Source organism: Pseudomonas sp. GW823-FHT02C05 (genome assembly GCF_058797595.1).
This window is the reverse complement of the sequence record NZ_JBXAJU010000001.1, coordinates 2,395,740-2,415,723: the sequence shown is the minus strand read 5'-3', so window position 1 is coordinate 2,415,723 and position 19,984 is coordinate 2,395,740. Positions and strand designations below refer to the sequence as shown.

General features: G+C 65.8%; 12 protein-coding genes. 4 read left to right on the top strand and 8 right to left on the bottom strand.

Features of this window, described 5'->3' with window-relative positions; genetic code table 11:
• Nucleotides 1-7 precede the first annotated feature (7 nt).
• From AC1RGE_RS10755 to AC1RGE_RS10725, 7 genes are all read right to left on the bottom strand, one after another.
• Complete coding sequence (locus AC1RGE_RS10755) at nt 8-481, bottom strand: hypothetical protein (RefSeq protein WP_125063717.1); 474 nt, start codon at nt 479-481, stop codon at nt 8-10.
• 76 nt (nt 482-557) lie between these two features.
• The gene (locus AC1RGE_RS10750) at nt 558-1,463 is read right to left on the bottom strand and encodes an alpha/beta fold hydrolase (protein ID WP_236184886.1); all 906 of its coding nucleotides are present in this window, start codon (nt 1,461-1,463) and stop codon (nt 558-560) included.
• 425 nt (nt 1,464-1,888) lie between these two features.
• Nucleotides 1,889-2,350, bottom strand: coding sequence for a cysteine hydrolase family protein (locus AC1RGE_RS10745; protein WP_011062384.1), 462 nt, complete (start codon nt 2,348-2,350; stop codon nt 1,889-1,891).
• Nucleotides 2,347-2,724: a VOC family protein gene (locus AC1RGE_RS10740; protein WP_492575111.1), complete on the bottom strand. Its 378-nt coding sequence runs from the start codon at nt 2,722-2,724 to the stop codon at nt 2,347-2,349. The genes AC1RGE_RS10745 and AC1RGE_RS10740 overlap by 4 nt, the downstream gene beginning before the upstream one ends.
• A gap of 66 nt (nt 2,725-2,790) precedes the next feature.
• Nucleotides 2,791-4,617, bottom strand: coding sequence for a glycoside hydrolase family 15 protein (locus AC1RGE_RS10735; protein WP_183001514.1), 1,827 nt, complete (start codon nt 4,615-4,617; stop codon nt 2,791-2,793).
• Nucleotides 4,610-5,410, bottom strand: a complete 801-nt coding sequence (locus tag AC1RGE_RS10730) for a glucose 1-dehydrogenase (RefSeq protein ID WP_492584200.1) — start codon at nt 5,408-5,410, stop codon at nt 4,610-4,612. Before AC1RGE_RS10730 ends, AC1RGE_RS10735 begins: the two co-directional genes overlap by 8 nt.
• Before the next feature lie 112 nt (nt 5,411-5,522).
• On the bottom strand, nt 5,523-6,110 hold the full coding sequence (locus AC1RGE_RS10725; RefSeq protein WP_011062380.1) for a TetR/AcrR family transcriptional regulator: 588 nt from the start codon (nt 6,108-6,110) through the stop codon (nt 5,523-5,525).
• Nucleotides 6,111-6,245: 135 nt separating this feature from the next.
• Between AC1RGE_RS10725 and AC1RGE_RS10720 the strand changes: the two genes are divergently transcribed.
• Together AC1RGE_RS10720 and AC1RGE_RS10715 are read left to right on the top strand one after the other, a co-directional pair.
• A complete protein-coding gene (locus AC1RGE_RS10720; RefSeq protein WP_492584198.1) occupies nt 6,246-7,418 on the top strand; it encodes an MFS transporter in 1,173 nt (390 codons plus the stop codon).
• A gap of 70 nt (nt 7,419-7,488) precedes the next feature.
• Complete coding sequence (locus AC1RGE_RS10715; RefSeq protein ID WP_015636428.1) at nt 7,489-8,229, top strand: thioesterase II family protein; 741 nt, start codon at nt 7,489-7,491, stop codon at nt 8,227-8,229.
• A 181-nt stretch (nt 8,230-8,410) separates the two neighbouring features.
• On the opposite strand, the gene AC1RGE_RS10710 is transcribed toward AC1RGE_RS10715, so the two are convergent.
• Nucleotides 8,411-9,379, bottom strand: a complete 969-nt coding sequence (locus AC1RGE_RS10710; protein ID WP_342402283.1) for a siderophore-interacting protein — start codon at nt 9,377-9,379, stop codon at nt 8,411-8,413.
• A gap of 174 nt (nt 9,380-9,553) precedes the next feature.
• On the opposite strand from AC1RGE_RS10710, the gene AC1RGE_RS10705 reads away from it, so the two are divergent.
• Both AC1RGE_RS10705 and AC1RGE_RS10700 read left to right on the top strand, forming a co-directional pair.
• Nucleotides 9,554-18,853: an amino acid adenylation domain-containing protein gene (locus tag AC1RGE_RS10705; RefSeq protein WP_492584196.1), complete on the top strand. Its 9,300-nt coding sequence runs from the start codon at nt 9,554-9,556 to the stop codon at nt 18,851-18,853.
• Between the two features lie 70 nt (nt 18,854-18,923).
• Complete coding sequence (locus AC1RGE_RS10700) at nt 18,924-19,982, top strand: TauD/TfdA family dioxygenase (protein ID WP_053152895.1); 1,059 nt, start codon at nt 18,924-18,926, stop codon at nt 19,980-19,982.
• Nucleotides 19,983-19,984: the final 2 nt, after the last annotated feature.

The following is a 19,984-nucleotide window of genomic DNA, read 5'->3' as shown; positions in this document are numbered from 1 at the left end:
AGTCCTTTTACGAGGGAAGACGAGAGGTACGGCGGTCGTGGCGCTGCAGCCACAGTAACGGCGGCAGCAGCACCAGCAGGGCGAAGCTGTCGATCCACAGGTGGGCGGTCATGTTCATCTGCCAGGACAGCCACATGTCCTGGGGCGCCCACAGCACAATCCCGGCCATCAGCCAGGCCCAGGCGGCAGGGGCCCGCAGGCGGTTGCCCAGGTGCACCAGCCCCAGCAGGTACAGCGAATAGCTTTGCAGGGTGGCGCCGAACAGCCCCAGCCACCAGATCTGCTGGGCCCGGGCCGGTGCCGGCGCGGCGGCGCCCCAGAAGGCCTGTTCGATGCCCGCGAGGTAATCGTTGAACAGGCCACTGTGGCCGGCCCAGGTCAGTAGCAGCCCGGCCAGCAGGTGGCCGGCGCCGACGGCATACAGCCAAAGCACCAGGGCCCGGCGCAGGCCGGGTCGGGGAGAAGCGGCGACGGATAACATTCCATGTCCTGTGGGGGGATCGAGGCCGCGAAGTGTACCGATTTTTTCCGGCCCATGGCGTGCGCCGGCGCCCATCTCAGGGCTTGCCGAGCAACTCCAGCAGCGCGTCGAGAGTGGCTTGCGGCGCTTCCTGGGGCAGGTTGTGGCCGATCCCCGGGAGGATCCGCCGCTGATAGGGCCCACTGAACAGGCCGACATCGGGGTCCGGTTCGGTGGCCGGGCCGACGCCGTCGTCAGCGCCGCACAGGGCGATGGTCGGCACCCGGATCGGCGGTTGCGCCTCCAGCGCCCGCTCGATGCTTTCCAGGCCCGGGTCGCCCGGCACATAGCCGAAGCGATGACGGTAGGAGTGGATCACCACAGCGACGAAGTCCGGGTTGTCGAAGGAGGGCGCGCTCAGGCCATAGAGCCCGGGCCCTTGTTTCCAGGTTGGCGACCACAGGCGCCACAACAGCTCGCAGAATTCCCGGCGGTTGGCCGTCAGGCCGTCCACCCCGCGCTGGGTATTGAAGTAGTACTGGTACCACAGCCGCAGCTCGGTCTCCGGCGCCCGGGGCTCGATGGCCCGGGGAATGTCCTGGATGTTGTAGCCGTCGGCGCTCATCAGGCCCTTGACCCGCTGCGGCCATAGCGCCGCGACGATGCACGCGGCGCGCCCACCCCAGTCGTAGCCGGCGAGGGTGGCCTGGGGCAGGTGCAGGGCGTCCATCAGCTCCAGCAGGTCCCGGGCCAGGGCCGCCTGCTGCCCGGAGCGCATCACCTGTTCGCTGGCAAAGCGCGTCGGGCCGTAGCCCCGCAGGTAGGGAACGATGACCCGATAGCCGCGCTCGGCCAGGGGCGGGGCGATCTCGTCGTAGGCCCGCACGTCGTAGGGAAACCCGTGGAGCAGGATCACCGGCTCGCCGTTGCGCGGGCCATGTTCCTCATAGGCGATATGCAGGCTGGGGGTGCTGACCTGGTGCAGGGAGGCTGGGCTGGGCATGACGACTCCGGATCCGGTGGGTCGGGAAAAGCTAGCGCAAAACTTGCGTGCTGTCCTCAAGCCGCAGCGGCATGCAGCCGTGGGCGTCGCGCCAGCAGCCGGCGGATGTCTTCCAGGGAACTGTGGCCCTATGGTTCGGGGCCCTTGATGTGCACGTAGCAGCGCAGGCCGACGGTGAAGCTCATGAGGGGCCTGGTAAGGGAGCGCGAATGCGGACTCTAGCGCTGTGTGGCCCGCAAGATCGCCTTCGCCGGCAAGCCGGCCCCTACGCAACGGCGCCGCCACCTGAGGGCTGTATGCGCTGGCTTGCCAGCGAAGAGGCCCGCAAGATTGCCTTCGCCGGCAAGCCGGCCCCTACGCAACGGCGCTGCCACCTGAGGGCTGTAGGAGCTGGCTTGCCAGCGAAGGGGCCCGCAAGCCGGCCCCTAGAGTTCGTCGCTGCGGGCCAGGTGCTTGAAGTGATGCCGCCACAGGTCGATGCCCAGGCCGCCGCTGCGGTCCAGGGACGAACCCACGGTCAGGTCGGTGAGCAGGGTCGGCTGCAAGCCGGCATCGAACAGGGCAAAACCTGCGGCCAGCACGCAGGTGTCGGTCTGGATACCGCACACCAGCACACGCTCTGGGGCGAGGCTTTTGAGGTGCTCGAGAATCTCCGTCGTCGGCCCGTAGCCGTGCTTGATGAAGACCTTGTCGGCGGCCACCAGGCTCTGGTCATCCACCGCCGGCTGCCAGCCCAGTTGCCGGGCGAAGGGCGTGCGGCTTTCATCATGGCGCTCCACCGTGGCCACCGAGGGCATGCGCCCGAGCAGGCGGTTGATGCCGTCCACCAGCCACTGCGGAGGGTTGAAGCAGGGTTGCACGTCGATGATCAGCAGCACCTGGTTCATGACGCTTGCCCCAAACGGGCCGGCTGGCGCAGGCCGATGCAGTTGCCCCAGGGGTCCTGCACCTGGCAGATCGAGTCGCCGCCTTCAATGACCATGGGCCCGCGATACAGGTGCCCACCCAGCCCGGTCAGGCGCTGCACCTCGCCGGGCAGATCGGCGACCTGCCAGTACACCACCATGCCCGCCGGCCCCTGGCCGACCTTGGCGTCGCAGGGGACGATTTCCAGGGACAGGCCCGCGAGCTGCAAATGGCCGAAATCATCCGGCTCGTGCAGCACCCGGCGGGCCTGGGGAAAGGCCTGGGCGTACCAATGGGTGGCGGCACGCCAGTCGGCGGCATGGATCATCACGGCGATGATCGGCGAGTCGGGCATGGGGCGAGTTCCATTTCTGTCGGGCACCAAGGGAAGAACGCCCCGGTCTCAGCACCGGGGCCGGGATCAAGGTTGCCAGACGCTCTTGTCGCCACTCAAGCGCCGGTCGAGAAAACTTGCCGCGCTGATCAGCGCCAGGTGGGTCAGGGCCTGGGGCGTGTTGCCCAGGTGACGGCCGTGGCTGTCGAACTCCTCGGCGTACAGGCCCAGGGGGTTGGCATAGCGCAGCAGTTGCTCGAACTCCAGGTGCGCCTGCTCCAGGCGCCCGGCCCGGGCCAGGCATTCGACGTACCAGAACGAACAGGCGGCGAAGGCACCTTCGGTGCCGGCCAGCCCGTCGATCTGGCTGTCGTCGTTGCGGTAGCGGTAGACCATGCCGTCACGCACCAGGCTCTTTTCGATGGCATCCAGGGTCGCCAGCCAGCGCGGGTCCTTGGCGCTGACAAAGCGCACCAGGGGCATCAGCAGCATCGAACCGTCCAGGGCGGTACTGCCGATGTGCTGGACGAAATGCCCGTGCTCCTGGTTCCAGAACCGGCTCCAGATATCGTCGTAGATGGCTTGCCGGGTCTGGTCCCAGCGGGCGAAGGGGGCCGGCAGCGAACGCTTGGAGGCCAGGCGGATGGCGCGGTCCACCGCCACCCAGCACATCAGCCGCGAGTGCAGGAAGTGGTGCTGCTCGCCGCGCATCTCCCAGATGCCCACATCCTTGCTCTGCCAGCTGTCACAGACCTGGTCCACCACCTGTACCGTGTGTTTCCAGCCTTCGTGGGAGATGGCCTCGCCGTACTTGTTCACCAGGTACACCGCATCCAGCAGCTCGCCGAAGATATCCAGCTGCACCTGGTCGTAGGCCTGGTTGCCGATGCGCACCGGTTGCGCACCGCCGTGCCCGGAGAGGTGCCCAAGCTCGGTCTCCGGCAACTCCTGGCGGCCGTCGATGCCGTACAGGATATTGAGTTTCATCGGTTGCCCATGGCAGTCGCTGACCCGGCCCCGCAGCCAGCCCATGTAGGCGTTGGCCTCCTCGACGAAGCCCAGGCGCATGAAGGCGTAGACGGTGAACGAGGCGTCGCGTACCCAGGTGTAGCGGTAGTCCCAGTTGCGTTCGCCGCCGGGGCTTTCCGGCAGGCCGAAGGTGGCCGCCGCGAGGATCGCGCCATGGCGCCTGGAGGTCAGCAGTTTCAGCGCCAGGGCCGAACGGTTGACCATCTCGCGCCAGCGGCCGCGGTAGTTGGACTGGCCGATCCAGTCGCGCCAGAACTTCAGGGTGCGCGTAAGGTGCAGCTCGCTATCGCCGTGCCGCACCCGCAGATCGTCGACGCCACCGAGGATGAATTCGGCGCCCTGGCCCTGTTGCAGCACGAACTCGGCCCGGGCCGAGTCCCGTTCAAGGTGCAGCGGCTGGTCGCCCAGCAGGCGCAGCCCGGGCTGCCCGGGGGCTTCGAAGCACACCGAGTCGCCTTCCTGTCGTGCCCCGGTGGCGGCCCGCCCATAGTCCAGGCGCGGCGCACAGTGCAGGCGCAGGGTGGCCTGGCCGCTGACCACCCGTACCCGGCGGATCAGCAGCGGCAGCTGCTCGGGGTCGTCGTCGATGGTCAGCAGGTCGGTGACTTCCACCACCGCCTCGGTTCCCAGCCAGCGGGTCTGCAGGACGTTGCTGTCGGGCAGGTAGATCTGCTGGCGCCGGGCGTCGGCCAGCACCGGTGCCAGTTCGAAGATCCCGGCGGCGGGGGAGTCCAGCAGCGAGCAGAAGATGCTCGGGCTGTCGAACTCCGGCCAGCAGAAGAAGTCGATGCTGCCCTGGTCGTTGACCAGGGCGGCGCTGCGCATGTCGCCGATGATGCCGTGGGCGTCGATGGGGCGTTGTGCCGTGGGATGCTGGTCAGCCATTGCCGCGAAACTCCGGATAGAGGCTCATGCCGCCGTCGATGAACAGGGTGCTGCCGACCACATAGTCGGAGGCGTCCGAGGCCAGCCATAGCGCGGCATTGGCCACATCCTCGGGGTCGCCGACCCGGCCGTAGGGAATCAGCTTGAGCAGTTCCTGCTCTGCCGCGCCCTCGGTGGCGGTGCGGTTGATGGCGGTGCGGATCGCCCCCGGGGCGATGCCGTTGATGCGGATCCGCTGCTGGCTGACTTCCTGGGCCAGGGTGCGCATCAGCATGTCCACGCCGCCCTTGGAAGCCGCGTAATTCACGTGCCCGGCCCAGGGAATCAACTGGTGCACCGAACTCATGTGGATGATCTTGCCCGCCGCCTTGGACACCCCGGCGCGCACCCCCTGGCGCTGGAAGATGTTCAGCGCCGCGCGAGCACAGAGGAACTGCCCGGTGAGATTGACGCCGATCACCCGGTTCCAGTCGTCCAGGCTCAGGCTGGCGGCCGGCCCATCCTTTTGCAGGCCGGAATTGGCCACCAGGATGTCGAGAAAACCAAAGGCCTCGATGGCCTGGGCGAACAGCGCCTCGACCTGGGCCTCATCGGCCACATCGGCGCCAATGGCAATGGCCCGGCCGCCTTCGGCATTGATCCGCGCGGCCAACTGCTCGGCCGGCGCGGCCTGGGAGTTGTAGTTGAGCACCACGCTGGCACCGGTCGCCGCCAGGGCGATTGCGGTGGCGGCGCCAATGCCGGAGCTGGCGCCAGTGACCAGGGCTACCTGCTGGTCGAGGGATATCTGCATGCACTGCACTCCTGTCGCCGCTGTCGAAGGCCGGGGCTGATGCGCCCATGCGACACGCAACGCATCAGTGGCCCCTGTTGTGCTGACCCCGGACGCGGTTCAGGAGTTCAGTTCAGCGCGGTGGTTGCAGCCCGCGCAGTAGCAGCTCAAGCGCTTGCAGGGCTTGTTGCAGGCGTTGCCCGGGCTGCTCGGCGGCGGCGATCCACAGCGCCGCGTCCACCAGGCTGCCGTTGATCAGGCGCGCCAGGGCCTGGCTCGGCGCGGGCGTGATCAGCCCGGCTTCGACCAGCGCTTGCAGGCGGCGGCTGAGGGAGTCGATGCAGTGTTCCTCGGCTGGCTGCCGTTGCCCCAGCACGGCCCGGGCGTCCTGCAGGACGATGCGGCGGATCTCGGCTTCCTGGGCCATTTCCAGGTAGGCCCGGCAGCGCTGGGCAAAGCCTTGCCAGGGATCACTGGCCGCTGCGGAAATGGCCTCCAGGCGCTCATCCATTTCACTGTCGATCTGCTCCACCACCGCCGCCAGCAACCCCTGCTTGTCACCGAAGTGGTGATACAGCGCGCCCCGGGTCAGCCCGGCTTCGGCGGTCAGGTCGTCCATCGAGGTCTTGGCGTAGCCCAGGCGGGCAAAGGCCTGGCGCGCGCTGGCAATCAGCCTGGCGCGGGTTTGCTCGATCATCGCGGCGCGTGGGCGGCTGCTCATGGACACAGTTCTCCAACAAATGGCGGGTTGACATACGAGGCGTATGTTTACATGATTTTTAACATACGAGGCGTATGTGTTTCTACTGTGCCTGCCCTTTGTGGCAAGTTGCAGCCCCCCAAGGAGTCGTTGTAAATGGCAAACCCCTACCGCGAACTGTTCAAGGCCCCCGGCAGCCGGGCCTTTGTGCTGGCCGGGATGATCGCGCGCATGCCGATCTCCATGACCGGCATCGGCCTGATCACCATGCTGGCTCAACTGCACGGCGGGTACGCCCTGGCCGGCTCGGTGGCGGCGACGTTCGCCCTGGCCACGGCGTTCTGCGCGCCCCAGGTATCGCGCCTGGTGGACCGTTACGGCCAGAGCCGGATATTGCCCCTGGCCGCTGGCCTGGGGGGCGGGGCGCTGCTGGCCCTGCTGCTGTGCACCCGCTTGCAGGCCCCGCACTGGACCCTGTTCCTCTGCGCCGCCCTGGCCGGCTGCATGCCCAGCATGTCGGCCATGGTCCGTGCCCGCTGGACCGAGCTGTACCGCGGCCAGCCGCAGCTGCAGACCGCCTATGCCCTGGAGTCGGTGCTCGATGAGGTCTGCTTCATTGTCGGCCCGCCCTTGTCGGTGGGCCTCAGCGTCGGTCTGTTTCCCGAAGCCGGGCCCCTGGCGGCGCTGCTGATGCTGGTGCTGGGGGCCAGTGTGTTCGTCATGCAGAAGAGCACCGAGCCGCCGGTCCATCCTCACGAGGAAGGGCACGCTGGCTCGATCATTCGCTCGGTGGAAATCCGCCTGCTGCTGTTGCTGATGACCGCCATGGGCACCATCGTCGGGGTGGTGGACGTGGTCAGCGTGGCTTTCGCCCAGCAACAGGGGCAGCCGGCGGCGGCGAGCATCGTGCTCTCGGTGTACGCCATCGGCTCATGCCTGGCGGGCATCGCCTTTGGCGCCCTGAAACTGGCCACGCCCTTGCCCCGGCTGTTCATGTACGGCGGTATCGCCACGGCGCTGACCACCTTGCCGCTGCTGCTGGCGAGCAACATCCTCGGCCTGTCCCTGGCGGTGTTCGTTGCCGGGCTGTTTTTCTCGCCGACTCTGATCGTCGCGATGGCCCTGGTGGAACGCAGCGTGCCGCCGGCCAAGCTCACCGAGGGCCTGACCTGGCTGGTCACCGGCCTGAGCATCGGCGTGGCCCTGGGGGCCGCGGGGTCCGGAGCGCTGGTGGACCAGTTCGGCGCCCGCAGCGGCTTCTGGCTGGCCCTGGCGGGCGGCGCGGTGGTACTGGGGGCGGCGTTGCAGAGCTATCGACGCATGCGCTGAGCTGATCGGTGGACTAATTTGTTCCCCTCGTGCTGCGTTTCTTTAGCGTCCATCCGTCGAGGGAATAACCGTGACTCAGTTGAACCTGCTGTGCCTGCCGTATTCCGGCGCCAGCGCCATGGTCTACAGCCGCTGGCGTCGCAAGCTGCCGCAGTGGCTGCACCTGCAACCGCTGGAGCTGCCCGGGCGTGGCGCCCGTTATGCCGAGCCGCTGCACACCGACATGCGCGAGCTGGCGCGGCAGCTTGCCCTGGAAATCCGGGGCACGCTGCGCACCCCTTACGCCCTGTTCGGCCACAGCCTGGGCGCCTTGCTGGCCTGCGAACTGGCCCATGCCCTGCGCGCCCTGGGGTGCCCGGAGCCGGTGGCGCTGTTCGCCTCGGGCACTGCTGCGCCGACCCTGCGCACCGAATACGACCGGGGGTTTGCCGAGCCCAAGACCGATGAGCAACTGATCGAACAGTTGCGCACCCTCAACGGCACCAGTGAAGAAGTGCTGGCCAACCAGGAACTGATGAGCCTGACCTTGCCGATCCTGCGGGCCGACTTTCTCTTGTGCGGGCGCTTTCGCCCGGTGCAACGGCCACTGCTCAATTGCCCGGTGCATGTGCTGGGCGGCAAGACGGATCGCGCCACCACCGAGCAACTGATCGGCTGGAGCAAGGAAACCCACGGCAGTTTTTCGGTGGACATGCTGGCGGGCGGGCACTTCTTCATCCACGAGCACGAGGCCAAGGTGCTGAGCCTGCTCAAGGGCCATCTGGAGGTGCATCGCCGCCGCCACCTGCAACCGGTAGCCGCGGTTTCCTAGCGGCTACACACTCGCTCGCTGTAGCCGCTGGCGCAGGCTGCGCACGGCCCGCAGGGGCGCAAAAATCCCGGGTTCGCCAGGGGTTCGGCTGGCGATCGCCAAGCAAGGCCCGGCGGGCCTTTGTGCAGCTTCGCGGGCTCGGCAGCGGCTACAGGGAAGAGGGTGGGGCGGTTGGTGGGGCTCAACCCAGGGAGCTGCCCAGGCGCCAGTAGCCCATCAGGGTCAGGTTGCGACGCTCCTGGCCGCGCTCGTTGATCAGGTGGCGGCGAATGTTCATCACCGTGGCCGACTCGCCGGCCACCCAGGCGTAGAAATCGTTGTCCGCCGGTTGGGCGGTTTCCCAGAGGCGCTGTTCGTCGTTGCGTTCGGAAACCTTGATCGGCCGGCGCTGGCTGTTGGCCGGCGGCAGTTCGGCCAGCTCCCGGGCGGCATGGATCAGGGTTTCGCCATGGCGTGCGCCCAGCAGGTCCCGGGGCAGCCAGTTGATCCGCGCCAGCGGGTGGCAGCGCAGGTCGATGCAATCGCTTTCATAGGGCACTTCGATAAACGCCTGCACATCCGGATGGTCCGGATAACCCTGCAGTTCTTCCAGAATGCCGGCAATCGCCGGCAGCGCGGTTTCATCGCCCATCAACAGCACCTTGCGGATCCCTGCCGGCGGCAGCCATTCATAACCACCGGGGTCGCCGCTGTAGGCCTTGTTCGGCACCACCATCTGCAGGCGGTCGCCGGGCCGGGCATGGGTGGCCCAGGCGGAGGCCGGGCCGTTGACCCCGTGCAGGACGAAATCCACATCCATTTGCGCAGGGTGCAGGCGCAGGGCGCGAATGGTGTAGGTGCGCATCGGCGGTTGCTGCTCGGCCGGCAGCTTGCGCCGGGCCGCCTGCCAGTCGCCTTCCACCGGCAGTTGCGAGGGCGTGCCATCGGCCCCGGGAAACAGCAGCTTGATGCGCTGGTCCGGTGCCAGGGTGCGCGCTTGGGCGATGTCCTCGCCGGTAAACACCAGGCGGGCCATGGACGGGCTGAGGTGGATGCGCTGCTTGAGCTCGACGTTGATTACCCGGTAGCCCCGGGGTTGCTGGGCGCCGGCGCCTACCAGCTTGCGCAAGCCATTTGCCAGTGAGCTGGCCAGTGAAGTGGCTGAGGACATGATCGCGACCTTATTAAAGAGAAGGTCCTGATTTGACGAGCCGCAAGCCCTGGAATTTACCGATCGCACCGGCGCCGCAGTGCTGCGCCCACGGTTAATTTTTCCCCTGGCCCATCCGTTTCGTAGGGATAGCCGAGCCAAAGCTCGATACCCAACATGTACGGATGAACCCAGATGAACGCTGAAAAGTCCCTGAAACTTGCTCGCCGGTTTATCGAGCTGCCGCTGGAGAAACGGCGGTTGTTCCTCGACGGACTGCGAGCGGAAAACATCGACTTTTCGCTGTTTCCGATCCCCGCCGACGTGTTGGTCGAGGACCGTCACGCGCTGTCCTACGCCCAGCGGCGCATGTGGTTCCTCTGGCAACTGGATCCGCAGAGCGGCGCCTACAACCTGCCCGGGGCGGTGCGCCTCACCGGCGTGTTGAATCGCTCGGCGCTGGAGCAGGCCTTTGCCAGCCTTGTCGTCCGTCACGAAACCCTGCGCACGGTGTTCAAGCGTCATGCCGACGACAGCCTGGAGCAGGCGCCTGCGGATATTTCTCTGCCTGTGGAGTTCCTGGATCTGAGTGATATCGATGCGCCCGGGCGCGAGCAGGCCGTGGCGACCGAGGCCCAGCGCCAGTCGCTGCTGCCGTTCGATCTGGGCAGCGGGCCGCTGCTGCGGGTCAAGCTGCTCAAGCTCGGCACCGAGGAGCACGTACTGTTGCTGACCCTGCACCACATCGTCTCTGATGGCTGGTCGATGAACGTGCTGATCGATGAGTTCATCCGCTGCTACGACGCCTTCGAACGAGGTGAGACACCGCAACTGCCGCCGTTGCCGATCCAGTACCGCGACTACGCCCTGTGGCAGCGTCGCTGGCTGGAGGCCGGTGAGCAGGCGCGGCAGCTTGAATACTGGCAGGCACGCCTGGGGGACGAGCATCCGGTGCTGGAACTGCCCATTGATCATCCGCGCCCGGCGATGCCCAGCTACCGCGGCACCCGTTATGACTTCGCGATAGAGCCGCAGTTGGCCGAACAGCTGCGGGCGCTGGCAAAACAGCACAACGTGACCCTGTTCATGCTGTTGCTCGGCGCCTTCAACGTGCTGCTGCACCGCTATACCGGCCAGGGTGATATCCGTGTCGGCGTACCCATTGCCAACCGCAATCGCGCGGAAGTCGAGGGGCTGATCGGCTTCTTCGTCAACACCCAGGTACTGCGCACCGAGCTTGGCGGCCAGACCCGGGTCGGCGAGTTGTTGCAGGCGGTCAAGGAAGCCGCCCTGGGTGCCCAGGCTCACCAGGACCTGCCGTTCGAGCAATTGGTGGAAGCCTTCAAGCTGGAGCGCAGCCTGAGCCATACGCCGCTGTTCCAGGTGATGTACAACCATCAGCCGCAAGTGGCGGACATCAGTACCGTGCAGACCGCCTCCGGGCTGGAGCTGGGGGTAGTGGAATGGCAGAGCCGCACCACCCAGTTCGACCTGACCCTGGACACCTACGAGAAGTCCGGCAAGCTGCATGCTGCCCTGACCTATGCCAGCGACTTGTTCGACGCCGCCACCATCGCCCGCATGGCGCGCCATTGGACCGCGCTGCTGCAAGGCATGTTGGGCGATGCTGAACAGCGCATTGGCGAGTTGCCGTTGCTCGATGCCGAGGAGCAGCAGACCCTGGTGCACGAGTGGAATGCCACCCGGGTCGCTTACCCCACCGGGCAGTGCATGCACCAACTGATCGAAGCCCAGGCCCGGCGCACCCCCGCGGCCTGCGCCCTGGTGTTCGGCGAACGGCAGCTGAGCTATGGCGAACTGGATGCCCGGGCCAACCAGCTGGCGCGTCTGCTGCGTGAACAGGGCGTGGCGGCGGATGGGCTGGTGGGGATCTGCATCGAGCGCTCCATCGAGATGGTCGTGGGCCTGCTGGCGATCCACAAGGCCGGTGGCGCCTATGTGCCGCTGGACCCTGAATACCCCCAGGACCGCTTGGCCTACATGATCGAGGACAGCGGCATCCGCCTGTTGCTGACCCAGAGTTCGCTGGAGCCGTTGCTGGCGGTTCCTGGTGCTCAGGCCCAGGGGCTCAAGGTCATCACCCTGGACCAGGAGCAGAACTGGCTGGATGCCTACAGCGACAGCCCGTTGCAACTGCCACTCGATCCGCTGAACCTGGCGTACGTGATCTACACCTCGGGTTCCACCGGCAAGCCCAAGGGCGCCGGCAACAGCCATGCGGCGCTGGTCAACCGCCTGTGCTGGATGCAACAGGCCTATGGCCTGGACGCCAGCGACGCGGTGTTGCAGAAAACCCCGTTCAGCTTCGATGTCTCGGTGTGGGAATTCTTCTGGCCGCTGATGACCGGCGCGCGCCTGGTGGTGGCCGCCCCGGGCGCCCATCGTGAACCGGAGCGGCTGATCCAGACCATCACCGAGCAGCAGATCAGTACCCTGCATTTTGTGCCGTCGATGCTCCAGGCGTTTATCCACGACAGTGGCGTGACCGCCTGCACCAGCCTCAAGCGCATTGTCTGCAGCGGCGAGGCGCTGCCCCTGGATGCCCAGCAGCAGGTGTTTGCCCGGCTGCCGAACGCTGGCTTGTACAACCTCTATGGCCCGACCGAGGCGGCGATCGACGTCACCCATTGGACCTGCGTCGATGAGGGCGCCAGCAGCGTGCCCATCGGCCGGCCGATCGCCAACCTGCGCACCCATGTATTGGATGCCCAGCTACAGCCGGTTCCGGCGGGTGTCGCTGGCGAGCTGTATCTGGGAGGCATTGGTCTGGCGCGCTGCTACCACCGACGTCCGGCTTTGACTGCCGAGCGCTTTGTGCCTTGCCCTTTTCATCAGGGTGCGCGGCTGTACCGCACCGGTGACCGAGTGCGCCAGCGTGCTGACGGCGTGATCGAGTACCTGGGGCGTCTGGACCATCAGGTCAAGCTGCGTGGACTGCGTATAGAACTGGGTGAAATCGAGGCCCGGCTGATGCAGCACCCCGGTGTACGCGAGGCTGTGGTGCTGGTGCAGAACGCCAAGCACCTGGTGGCGTATCTGGTGTTACAAGAGGCAGGGCTTGCCGAGGCGTGGCGCGACGAGCTCAAGGCATGGCTGGCCGGCAGCTTGCCGGAGTACATGGTGCCCCATCATCTGCTGGCCCTGGAGCGCCTGCCGGTGACCGCCAATGGCAAGCTCGACCGCAGAGCCTTGCCGCTGCCAGAGGCGGCACCGCAGCTGACCTACGTGGCTCCGGAAAACACCATGCAGAAGGCCTTGGCGGGAGTCTGGCGCGATGTCCTGGGGCTGGACCAGGTGGGCCTGGACGACAACTTTTTCGAGCTCGGCGGTGATTCGATCATCTCGATTCAGGTGGTCAGCCGCGCCCGTCAGGCTGGGATTCGCCTGGCCCCCCGGGACCTGTTCCAGTACCAGAGCGTGCGTAGTCTGGCTCAGGTTGCGGTCCTCGACGATCTGCCGCAGAACGACCAGGGGCCGGTGGCCGGCGAGGTCCCGTTGACCCCGGTACAGCACTGGTTCCTGGCCCAGGAGGTGCCTCGACCCGGGCACTGGAACCAGTCGTTGCTGCTCGATCCGCGTCAGCACCTGCAGCCGCAGCTGTTGCAGGCGGCGCTGCTGCACCTAGTCAATCATCACGATGCATTGCGCCTGCGTTTTGCTTTCTCGCCGCCTGGCTGGCAGCAGGCGTACGCCGAGCCCGCTGGCCATTTCGACTTGTGGCAGCGCCGGGTGGCGGATGATCAGGCTCTGGCGGCGTTGTGCGATGAGGCCCAGCGCAGCCTGGACCTACAGGCTGGCCCCCTGATGCGCGCAGTTCTGCTTGCGCACGAGTCCGGCCGCCAGCAACTGCTGTTGGTGATCCACCACTTGGTGGTGGATGGCGTGTCCTGGCGTGTGCTGCTGGAAGACCTGCAACAGGCCTACCGGCAGTTGGCAGAGGCTCGGCCACTGCAACTGCCGCCCAAGACCAGCGCCTATCAGGCATGGGCCCGTCGTTTGCAGGAACATGCGCCACGGCGCGAAGCCGAGCTGTCGTACTGGATGGCGCAGCAGGCCGGGGCGGGTGACTTGCCCTGCGATAACCCGGCGGGCGGATTGCAGAATCGTCATGGGCGCAAGATCGAGTCGCGCCTGCCGGCGCAGTTGACCCGACAACTGCTGCAGCAGGCCTCGAGCGCCTATCGCACTCAAGTCAACGACCTGCTGTTGACGGCCCTGGCTCGCGTATTGTGCCGCTGGACCGGACAGCCTTCGGCGCTGATCCAGCTGGAGGGGCATGGGCGCGAAGACCTGTTTGATGAGCTGGACCTGACCCGCACCCTGGGCTGGTTCACCAGCCTGTACCCGGTGCGCTTGCAGCCTGCAGAGCAGGCCGGAACTGCGATCAAGGGCATCAAGGAACAATTGCGCGCGATTCCCGGCAAAGGGCTGGGCTACGGCTTGCTGCGCTACCTGGGCACTCCGGCCCAGCGTCAGGCTCTGGCGTCTTTGCCGGAGCCACGGATCACCTTCAACTACCTGGGCCAGTTCGATCGCCAGTTCGACGAGCATGCGCTATGGACACCGGCCAGCCAAAGCAGCGGCCAGGCCCAGGACCCACAGGCTCCTCTGGCCAACTGGCTGACCCTGGAGGGGCAGGTCTTTGGTGGCGAATTGGCTTTGCAATGGGGCTACAGCCAGGAGATGTTCAGCGACGCCAGCGTACAGCGACTGGCTGATGACTACCTTGCCGAGCTGCATTCGCTGATCGAGCACTGCTGCGGCCTGGCCCAGGCCCAGGCTACGCCCTCGGACTTCCCGCTGGCGCGGATTTCCCAGCAGCAGCTCGACGAGCTGCCGGTGCCCGCCGCCGCGATCGAGGACCTTTACCCGCTGACGCCAATGCAGCAGGGCATGCTCTTTCATACCCTCTACGAACCCCAGGAGCAGGCGTACATCAACCAGTTGCGCCTGGACATCCATGGCCTTGATCCGCAGCGCTTTGCCGATGCCTGGCAGGGCGCTCTGGACCGCCACCCGATCCTGCGCAGCAGCGTGCACTGGGAAGGGCTGGACACGGCTCATCAATTGGTCAGAAGCCAGGTCAAGGTACCGTTGCAGATACTGCAGGCGGCTCCGGTGGATCTCGACCTGTTGGCCGAGCAACAGCGCCGCCAGGGATTCGAGCTGCACCGGGCGCCGCTGCTACGCCTGTTGCTGGTGCCACTTGGAGATAACAGCTGGCACCTGATCTACACCTGCCATCACCTGCTGTTGGATGGCTGGAGCAACGCCAGCCTGCTGGCCGAAGTGATCCAGTTGTACGCCGGCGCGCAGTTGCCGGTTGCCCCGGGTCGCTATCGTGACTATCTGGGCTGGTTGCAGAAGCAGCCGGCCCAGGCTGCGCAACAGTTCTGGAGCCAGCGGCTGCAAGCGATGGACTCGCCGACCTTGCTGGCCGACGGGGTGCGCAAGCCGGTATCGGGCAGTGGCTATGGACAGTATCTGGAAGGCTTCGATCAAGCCATGACGCAGCGCCTGGCAAGCTTCGCCCGGCAGCAGAAGGTCACCCTCAACACCTTGCTGCAGGCCGCCTGGGCGTTGTTGCTGCAGCGTTACTGCGCGCAGCGGTGCGTGATCTTCGGCGCCACCGTGGCGGGGCGTTCGGCGCCGCTACCGGGTATCGAACAGCAGTTGGGGCTGTTCATCAACACCTTGCCGATCATTTGCCAGCCCCGCTCGGAGTGCAGCGTGGGGCAATGGCTGGAGCAGATGCAGGAAATCAATCTGGGCCTGAGAGAATACGAGCATGTGCCGCTTTACGAGGTCCAGGGCTGGGCCGGGCAGCAAGGCACGCCGTTGTTCGACAGTCTGTTGGTGTTCGAGAACTTCCCGGTCGCCCAGGCGCTGAAGGAGGGGGCGCCAGCAGGTCTGAAGTTTTCCGGCCTGGCCAACCACGAGCAGACCAGTTATCCGCTGACCCTGGGCATTGAGTTGAGCGAGTGCCTCAGCCTGGACTTCAGCTATGAGCGCAGTCGTTTCAGCGCGGATCAGGTCCAGGGCTTTTGTGCTCAGTTGCGGCATTTGCTGGAGCAGTTCATGGATGATCCCGGCATGGCGCTGGGGGCGCTGCAATTGCTCACCGAGCCGGTACGCCAGGACCTGCTGCAGCGCAGCGAAGTGGTCGAGCTGATGGGCTCGCAGGCCTTGCTGGTGCACCAGAGGATCGCGGCGCAGGCTGCGGCCACGCCCGAGGCGCTGGCACTGGTGGTCGATGCCGAACGTCTGGACTACGGACAGTTGAACGTCCAGGCCAACCGCCTGGCTCATTGCCTGCAGGCCCAGGGGATTGGCCCGGGGGATCGGGTCGGCCTGGCGCTCAAGCGCGGGCCGCAACTGATCGTCAGCTTGTTGGCAGTGCTCAAGAGTGGCGCGGCCTATGTGCCGCTGGACCCGCAATACCCGCAAGAGCGCCTGGCGTTCATGATCGCCGACAGCCGCCTGAGCCTGCTGCTCAGCGATACCGGTTCCTGGGCCGCGAATCTGTTGCCCGAAAGCGTGCTGCACTGGGACCTGCCGAGCCTTGCGCAACGATTGAGCCAGTGCTCTAGCGCCGATCCGCAGAACAGGGCCTGCCCGCAAGACCTGGCCTACGTGATCTACACCTCGGGCTCCACCGGGGTCCCCAAGGGCGTGGCGATCGATCACCGGGCCTTGTCGGCGTTCTGCGAGGCGGCGGCGGATTACTCGGCGCTCACCGCCACTGACAAGGTGCTGCAGTTCGCAACATTCAGCTTCGACGGTTTCGTCGAGCAGTGTTACCCGGCCTTGTGCCTCGGCGCGGCACTGGTAATGCGCGGTGACGAGCCCTGGGCCGTCGAGCAACTGGCGGCGGTGATCGTCAGCCAGGGCGTGACCCTGGCCGACCTGCCGGCGGCTTACTGGCACTTGCTGGCCAAGCAATGCATGGCTGACGGTATCCGCAGCCTGGGGCGCCTGCGCCAGGTGCATGTTGGCGGCGAGGCGATGTCGGTGGAGGGCTTGCGCCTGTGGCACGCCGCAGGCCTCGGGGCCGTGCGCCTGCTCAATACCTACGGCCCGACCGAGGCCACGGTGGTCTCCAGTGTCCACGACTGCCGGGAACAGGATGCCAGCGAGGTCTACGGCATCCCGATCGGCCAGCCGATCATCGGCCGCGCCCTGCGGATCATCGACGGCGACCTCAATCCGCTGCCCGAAGGCGGCACCGGCGAGCTGTGCATCGGTTCTGCGTCGAGCCTGGCCCAGGGCTATTTTGACCGGCCGGGACTGACTGCCGAACGCTTCATCCCCGACCCCTTTGCCCGTCAGCCCGGCGCCCGGCTGTATCGCAGTGGCGACCTGGCGCGTTACAACCCGCAAGGGGCGATCGAGTACATCGGCCGCATCGATCATCAGGTGAAGATCCGCGGCTTCCGTATCGAGCTGGGGGAAATCGAGGCGCGCCTGTCGGCTCGGCCGGATGTGCGTGAGGCGGTGGTGTTGGCCGTGCCGGCCAACAACGGTATGCAACTGGTGGCCTATGTGGTGCCCTCTGCGTTGCCTGGAGATACCAACGACGGCCTGGGCGATGCTCAGGCACAGGCCGAGCGTTGCGCGCTGATCAAGGCCGGGCTCAAGGAAAAGCTGCCGGATTACATGTTGCCGAACCACGTTCTGCTGTTGCCGCGCCTGCCCCTCAACCCGAACGGCAAGCTGGACCGCAAGGCCTTGCCCAAGCCTGATTTGAGTGCCCTGCAACAAGCGTATGTGGCCCCCCGCAGCAAGCTGCAGCAGCAAGTGGCGGCTATCTGGCAGAACGTGCTCGAGGTTGAGCAAGTCGGCTTGCAGGACAACTTCTTCGCTTTGGGCGGGCATTCGCTGCTGGCCACTCAGGTCATCAGCCGGGTGCGGCATGAACTGGGCTTGCAGGCCGCGCTGCGGACCTTGTTCGACGCGCCGGAGCTGCAGGCCTTTGTCGCTGCCCTGAGCGCCGGCGATGCTCCAGCAGCGGCTCCGGCCCTGCTGCGGGTGGATGACTCGCGACCGCAGCCGTTGTCCTTTGCCCAGCAGCGCTTGTGGTTCCTCTGGCAGTTGGAGCCGCAGAGTTCGATGTACAACATTGCCCGGGCCCTGGAGCTGCGTGGAGAGCTGGATATCGACGCGGTGCGGCAAGCTTTTGATTCGCTGATGCAGCGGCATTCGGTATTGCGTACTACCTACAGCGAGGTCGAAGGCGAGAGCTGGCAGCACGTCCATCGCCACCTGCCGCTATCGTTCGCGTTCGATGACCTGTGCGCCTTGCCATTGGCCGAGCGCGAGGCCATGGCCCAACGGCAGTTGCAGCAACAGGCCGGGGAGCCCTTCGACCTGATCGCCGGTCCGCCGATGCGTGTACGCCTGCTGCGGCTGGAGCCGCAACGCTACCTGCTGCTCATGACTGTGCATCACATCGTCGCCGACCATTGGTCGTTCGGCATTCTGCCGGCCGAGTTCGTGAGCCTGTACCACGCTCATCGAACCGCCATTGCCAGTCCGTTGCCGGAGCCGGCCCTGCAATACGTGGATTTCGCCGTTTGGCAGCGCAAATGGCTCGAAGGCGGTGAACTGCAGCGCCAGCTCGATTACTGGCGTGAGGTCCTGGGCGATGACCATCACCTTACGCGCTTGCCCGCCAGTGCCACGGTGCAGCCCGGGCAGGCGCCTTCACCCTTGTGCGATCTCCACGAATTCCATTTTTCGGCTGCCCAGAGCGAGGCGCTGCGCACCTTTGCCAGTGCCCAGGGAGTGACTCTGTACATGCTGTTGCTGGCAGGTTTTGCCTTGGTAGTGGGCCAGCGCAGTGACAGTTCACGGGTTCGTCTGGGGACCGATATCGCCAACCGCAATCACGCCGGCGTTGAAGATCTGGTGGGCTTCTTCGTTAACCAACTGGTATTGCAGATAAGTGTCGAGGAACAACAGTGCGTCAGCGATCTGCTGCAGGTGACACGGAGCACGGTCATCGGTGCCTCGGATCACCAGGACCTGCCTTTCGAGCGCCTGGTGGAGGCGCTCCGGGTGGTCCGGCGTGCCGGTCGTTCGCCGTTGTTCAGCATCAAGTTCATCTATCAGGAAAGCCTTGACCAGCCGTTGTCGATCGACGGCCTGGACGTGCAGCCGGTGGCTGCCGGCAGGGCCGCGGCGGAGCTGGACCTGGTGGCCGAGTTCGTCAATGCGCCACAGGGCATCTACCTCGGCCTGAAATGCGATGCAGGGCTCTATACCGCGGCAGACATGACGTGCCTGTTCGAGCAGTTGCAGGCGGTGTTCGAGCTGATGGTGGTCGATACCCAGGCGCCGTTGGCGGCGTTGCTGAGCAAGGCACGGGATATCCAATACCTGCGTGAGCGGGACCAGTTGCAGCAGCGCCAGGCCTTGCTCAAGCAACAGCACCCGATCCAGCGCCGCCGTCCAGGGCGCGTGCCGGTCGAGTGAAGCCAGTTATTGAAGAGTCATGCAGGCGCGTGCGATCGCCGCGCCTGATACCGCGAATCGGAGGTGGGTAATGTCGAAATTCGAGTCTCAAGCCATACCGGCATTGGGCAAAGGACGGCGCAAGAGCTTGAGCCTGGACCAATCCAGCCTGGTGACGTTCACGCCGCTGTTCGAGAACAGCTCGATTCCTCTGTTATGTACGCCGAACGTTCCCGGCGTGGGCCTGGCGCAGTGGGCGGGGGAAAACCGCGAGCTGCTCCAGGAAAAGCTCGATCGGCACGCGACGTTGTTGTTCCGCGGTTTCGCGGTGCAGGACATCAACGAATTCAACCAGTGCGTCGATTCGATTTCCGGTGGTGCCCTGGAGTACCTGTTCCGGGCTTCGCCGCGGACCCAGATCACCAAGAAGCTGAATGTCTACAGCTCCACCGACTACCCGGCCGTGGAAAAGATCTTCCCCCACAACGAGCATTCTTATTCCCCGGTGTTTCCGCTGCATCTGTATTTCTACTGCGATGTGCCATCGACCACCGGCGGCGAGACGCCGTTCGGCGATACCCGGCATTTGCTGGCGCGAATCGATCCGCAAGTGCGCGAGGAGTTCCAGCGCAAGCGCGTGCTCTATGTGCGCAACTACGGCGACGGCATGGGGCTGCCCTGGCAGACCGTGTTTCAGACCGAAGACCGCGCCGAGGTCGAGGCCTATTGCGCGAAGATCGGAGTGGCCCCGGAGTGGAAATCCGGCAACCGCTTGCGCACTCGGCAACAGGGCCCGGCCATGGTCCGGCATCCGCGTACGGGGGAGAGCGTGTGGTTCAACCACGCGACTTTCTTCAATGCCCTGACCCTGCCAGAAAGCATCCGCGACAGCCTGCTGGCGGAGTTCGCCCCCGAGGACCTGCCGCAAAACACCTTCTTTGGCGATGGCAGCCCGATCCCCGATGACTACATCACCCATCTGCAACAGCTCTATCGCGAGGTGATGGTGGAGTTTCCCTGGGAGAAGGGCGACGTCGTGATGCTCGACAACATCCTCACCCTGCATGCCCGCAACGAATATTCAGGCCCGCGCAAAATACTCACAGCCATGGCCGTCCCGCTGAAAAGCACCGACGTGGCCATTGGTTAAGG

What these genes read in the sequence shown, in the direction of transcription:
- AC1RGE_RS10755 (WP_125063717.1), bottom strand. Translation starts at nt 481, where the DNA reads ATGTTATCCGTCGCCGCTTCTCCCCGACCCGGCCTGCGCCGGGCCCTG.
- AC1RGE_RS10750 (WP_236184886.1), bottom strand. Translation starts at nt 1,463, where the DNA reads ATGCCCAGCCCAGCCTCCCTGCACCAGGTCAGCACCCCCAGCCTGCAT.
- AC1RGE_RS10745 (WP_011062384.1), bottom strand. Translation starts at nt 2,350, where the DNA reads ATGAACCAGGTGCTGCTGATCATCGACGTGCAACCCTGCTTCAACCCT.
- AC1RGE_RS10740 (WP_492575111.1), bottom strand. Translation starts at nt 2,724, where the DNA reads ATGCCCGACTCGCCGATCATCGCCGTGATGATCCATGCCGCCGACTGG.
- AC1RGE_RS10735 (WP_183001514.1), bottom strand. Translation starts at nt 4,617, where the DNA reads ATGGCTGACCAGCATCCCACGGCACAACGCCCCATCGACGCCCACGGC.
- AC1RGE_RS10730 (WP_492584200.1), bottom strand. Translation starts at nt 5,410, where the DNA reads ATGCAGATATCCCTCGACCAGCAGGTAGCCCTGGTCACTGGCGCCAGC.
- AC1RGE_RS10725 (WP_011062380.1), bottom strand. Translation starts at nt 6,110, where the DNA reads ATGAGCAGCCGCCCACGCGCCGCGATGATCGAGCAAACCCGCGCCAGG.
- AC1RGE_RS10720 (WP_492584198.1), top strand. Translation starts at nt 6,246, where the DNA reads ATGGCAAACCCCTACCGCGAACTGTTCAAGGCCCCCGGCAGCCGGGCC.
- AC1RGE_RS10710 (WP_342402283.1), bottom strand. Translation starts at nt 9,379, where the DNA reads ATGTCCTCAGCCACTTCACTGGCCAGCTCACTGGCAAATGGCTTGCGC.
- AC1RGE_RS10705 (WP_492584196.1), top strand. Translation starts at nt 9,554, where the DNA reads ATGAACGCTGAAAAGTCCCTGAAACTTGCTCGCCGGTTTATCGAGCTG.
- AC1RGE_RS10700 (WP_053152895.1), top strand. Translation starts at nt 18,924, where the DNA reads ATGTCGAAATTCGAGTCTCAAGCCATACCGGCATTGGGCAAAGGACGG.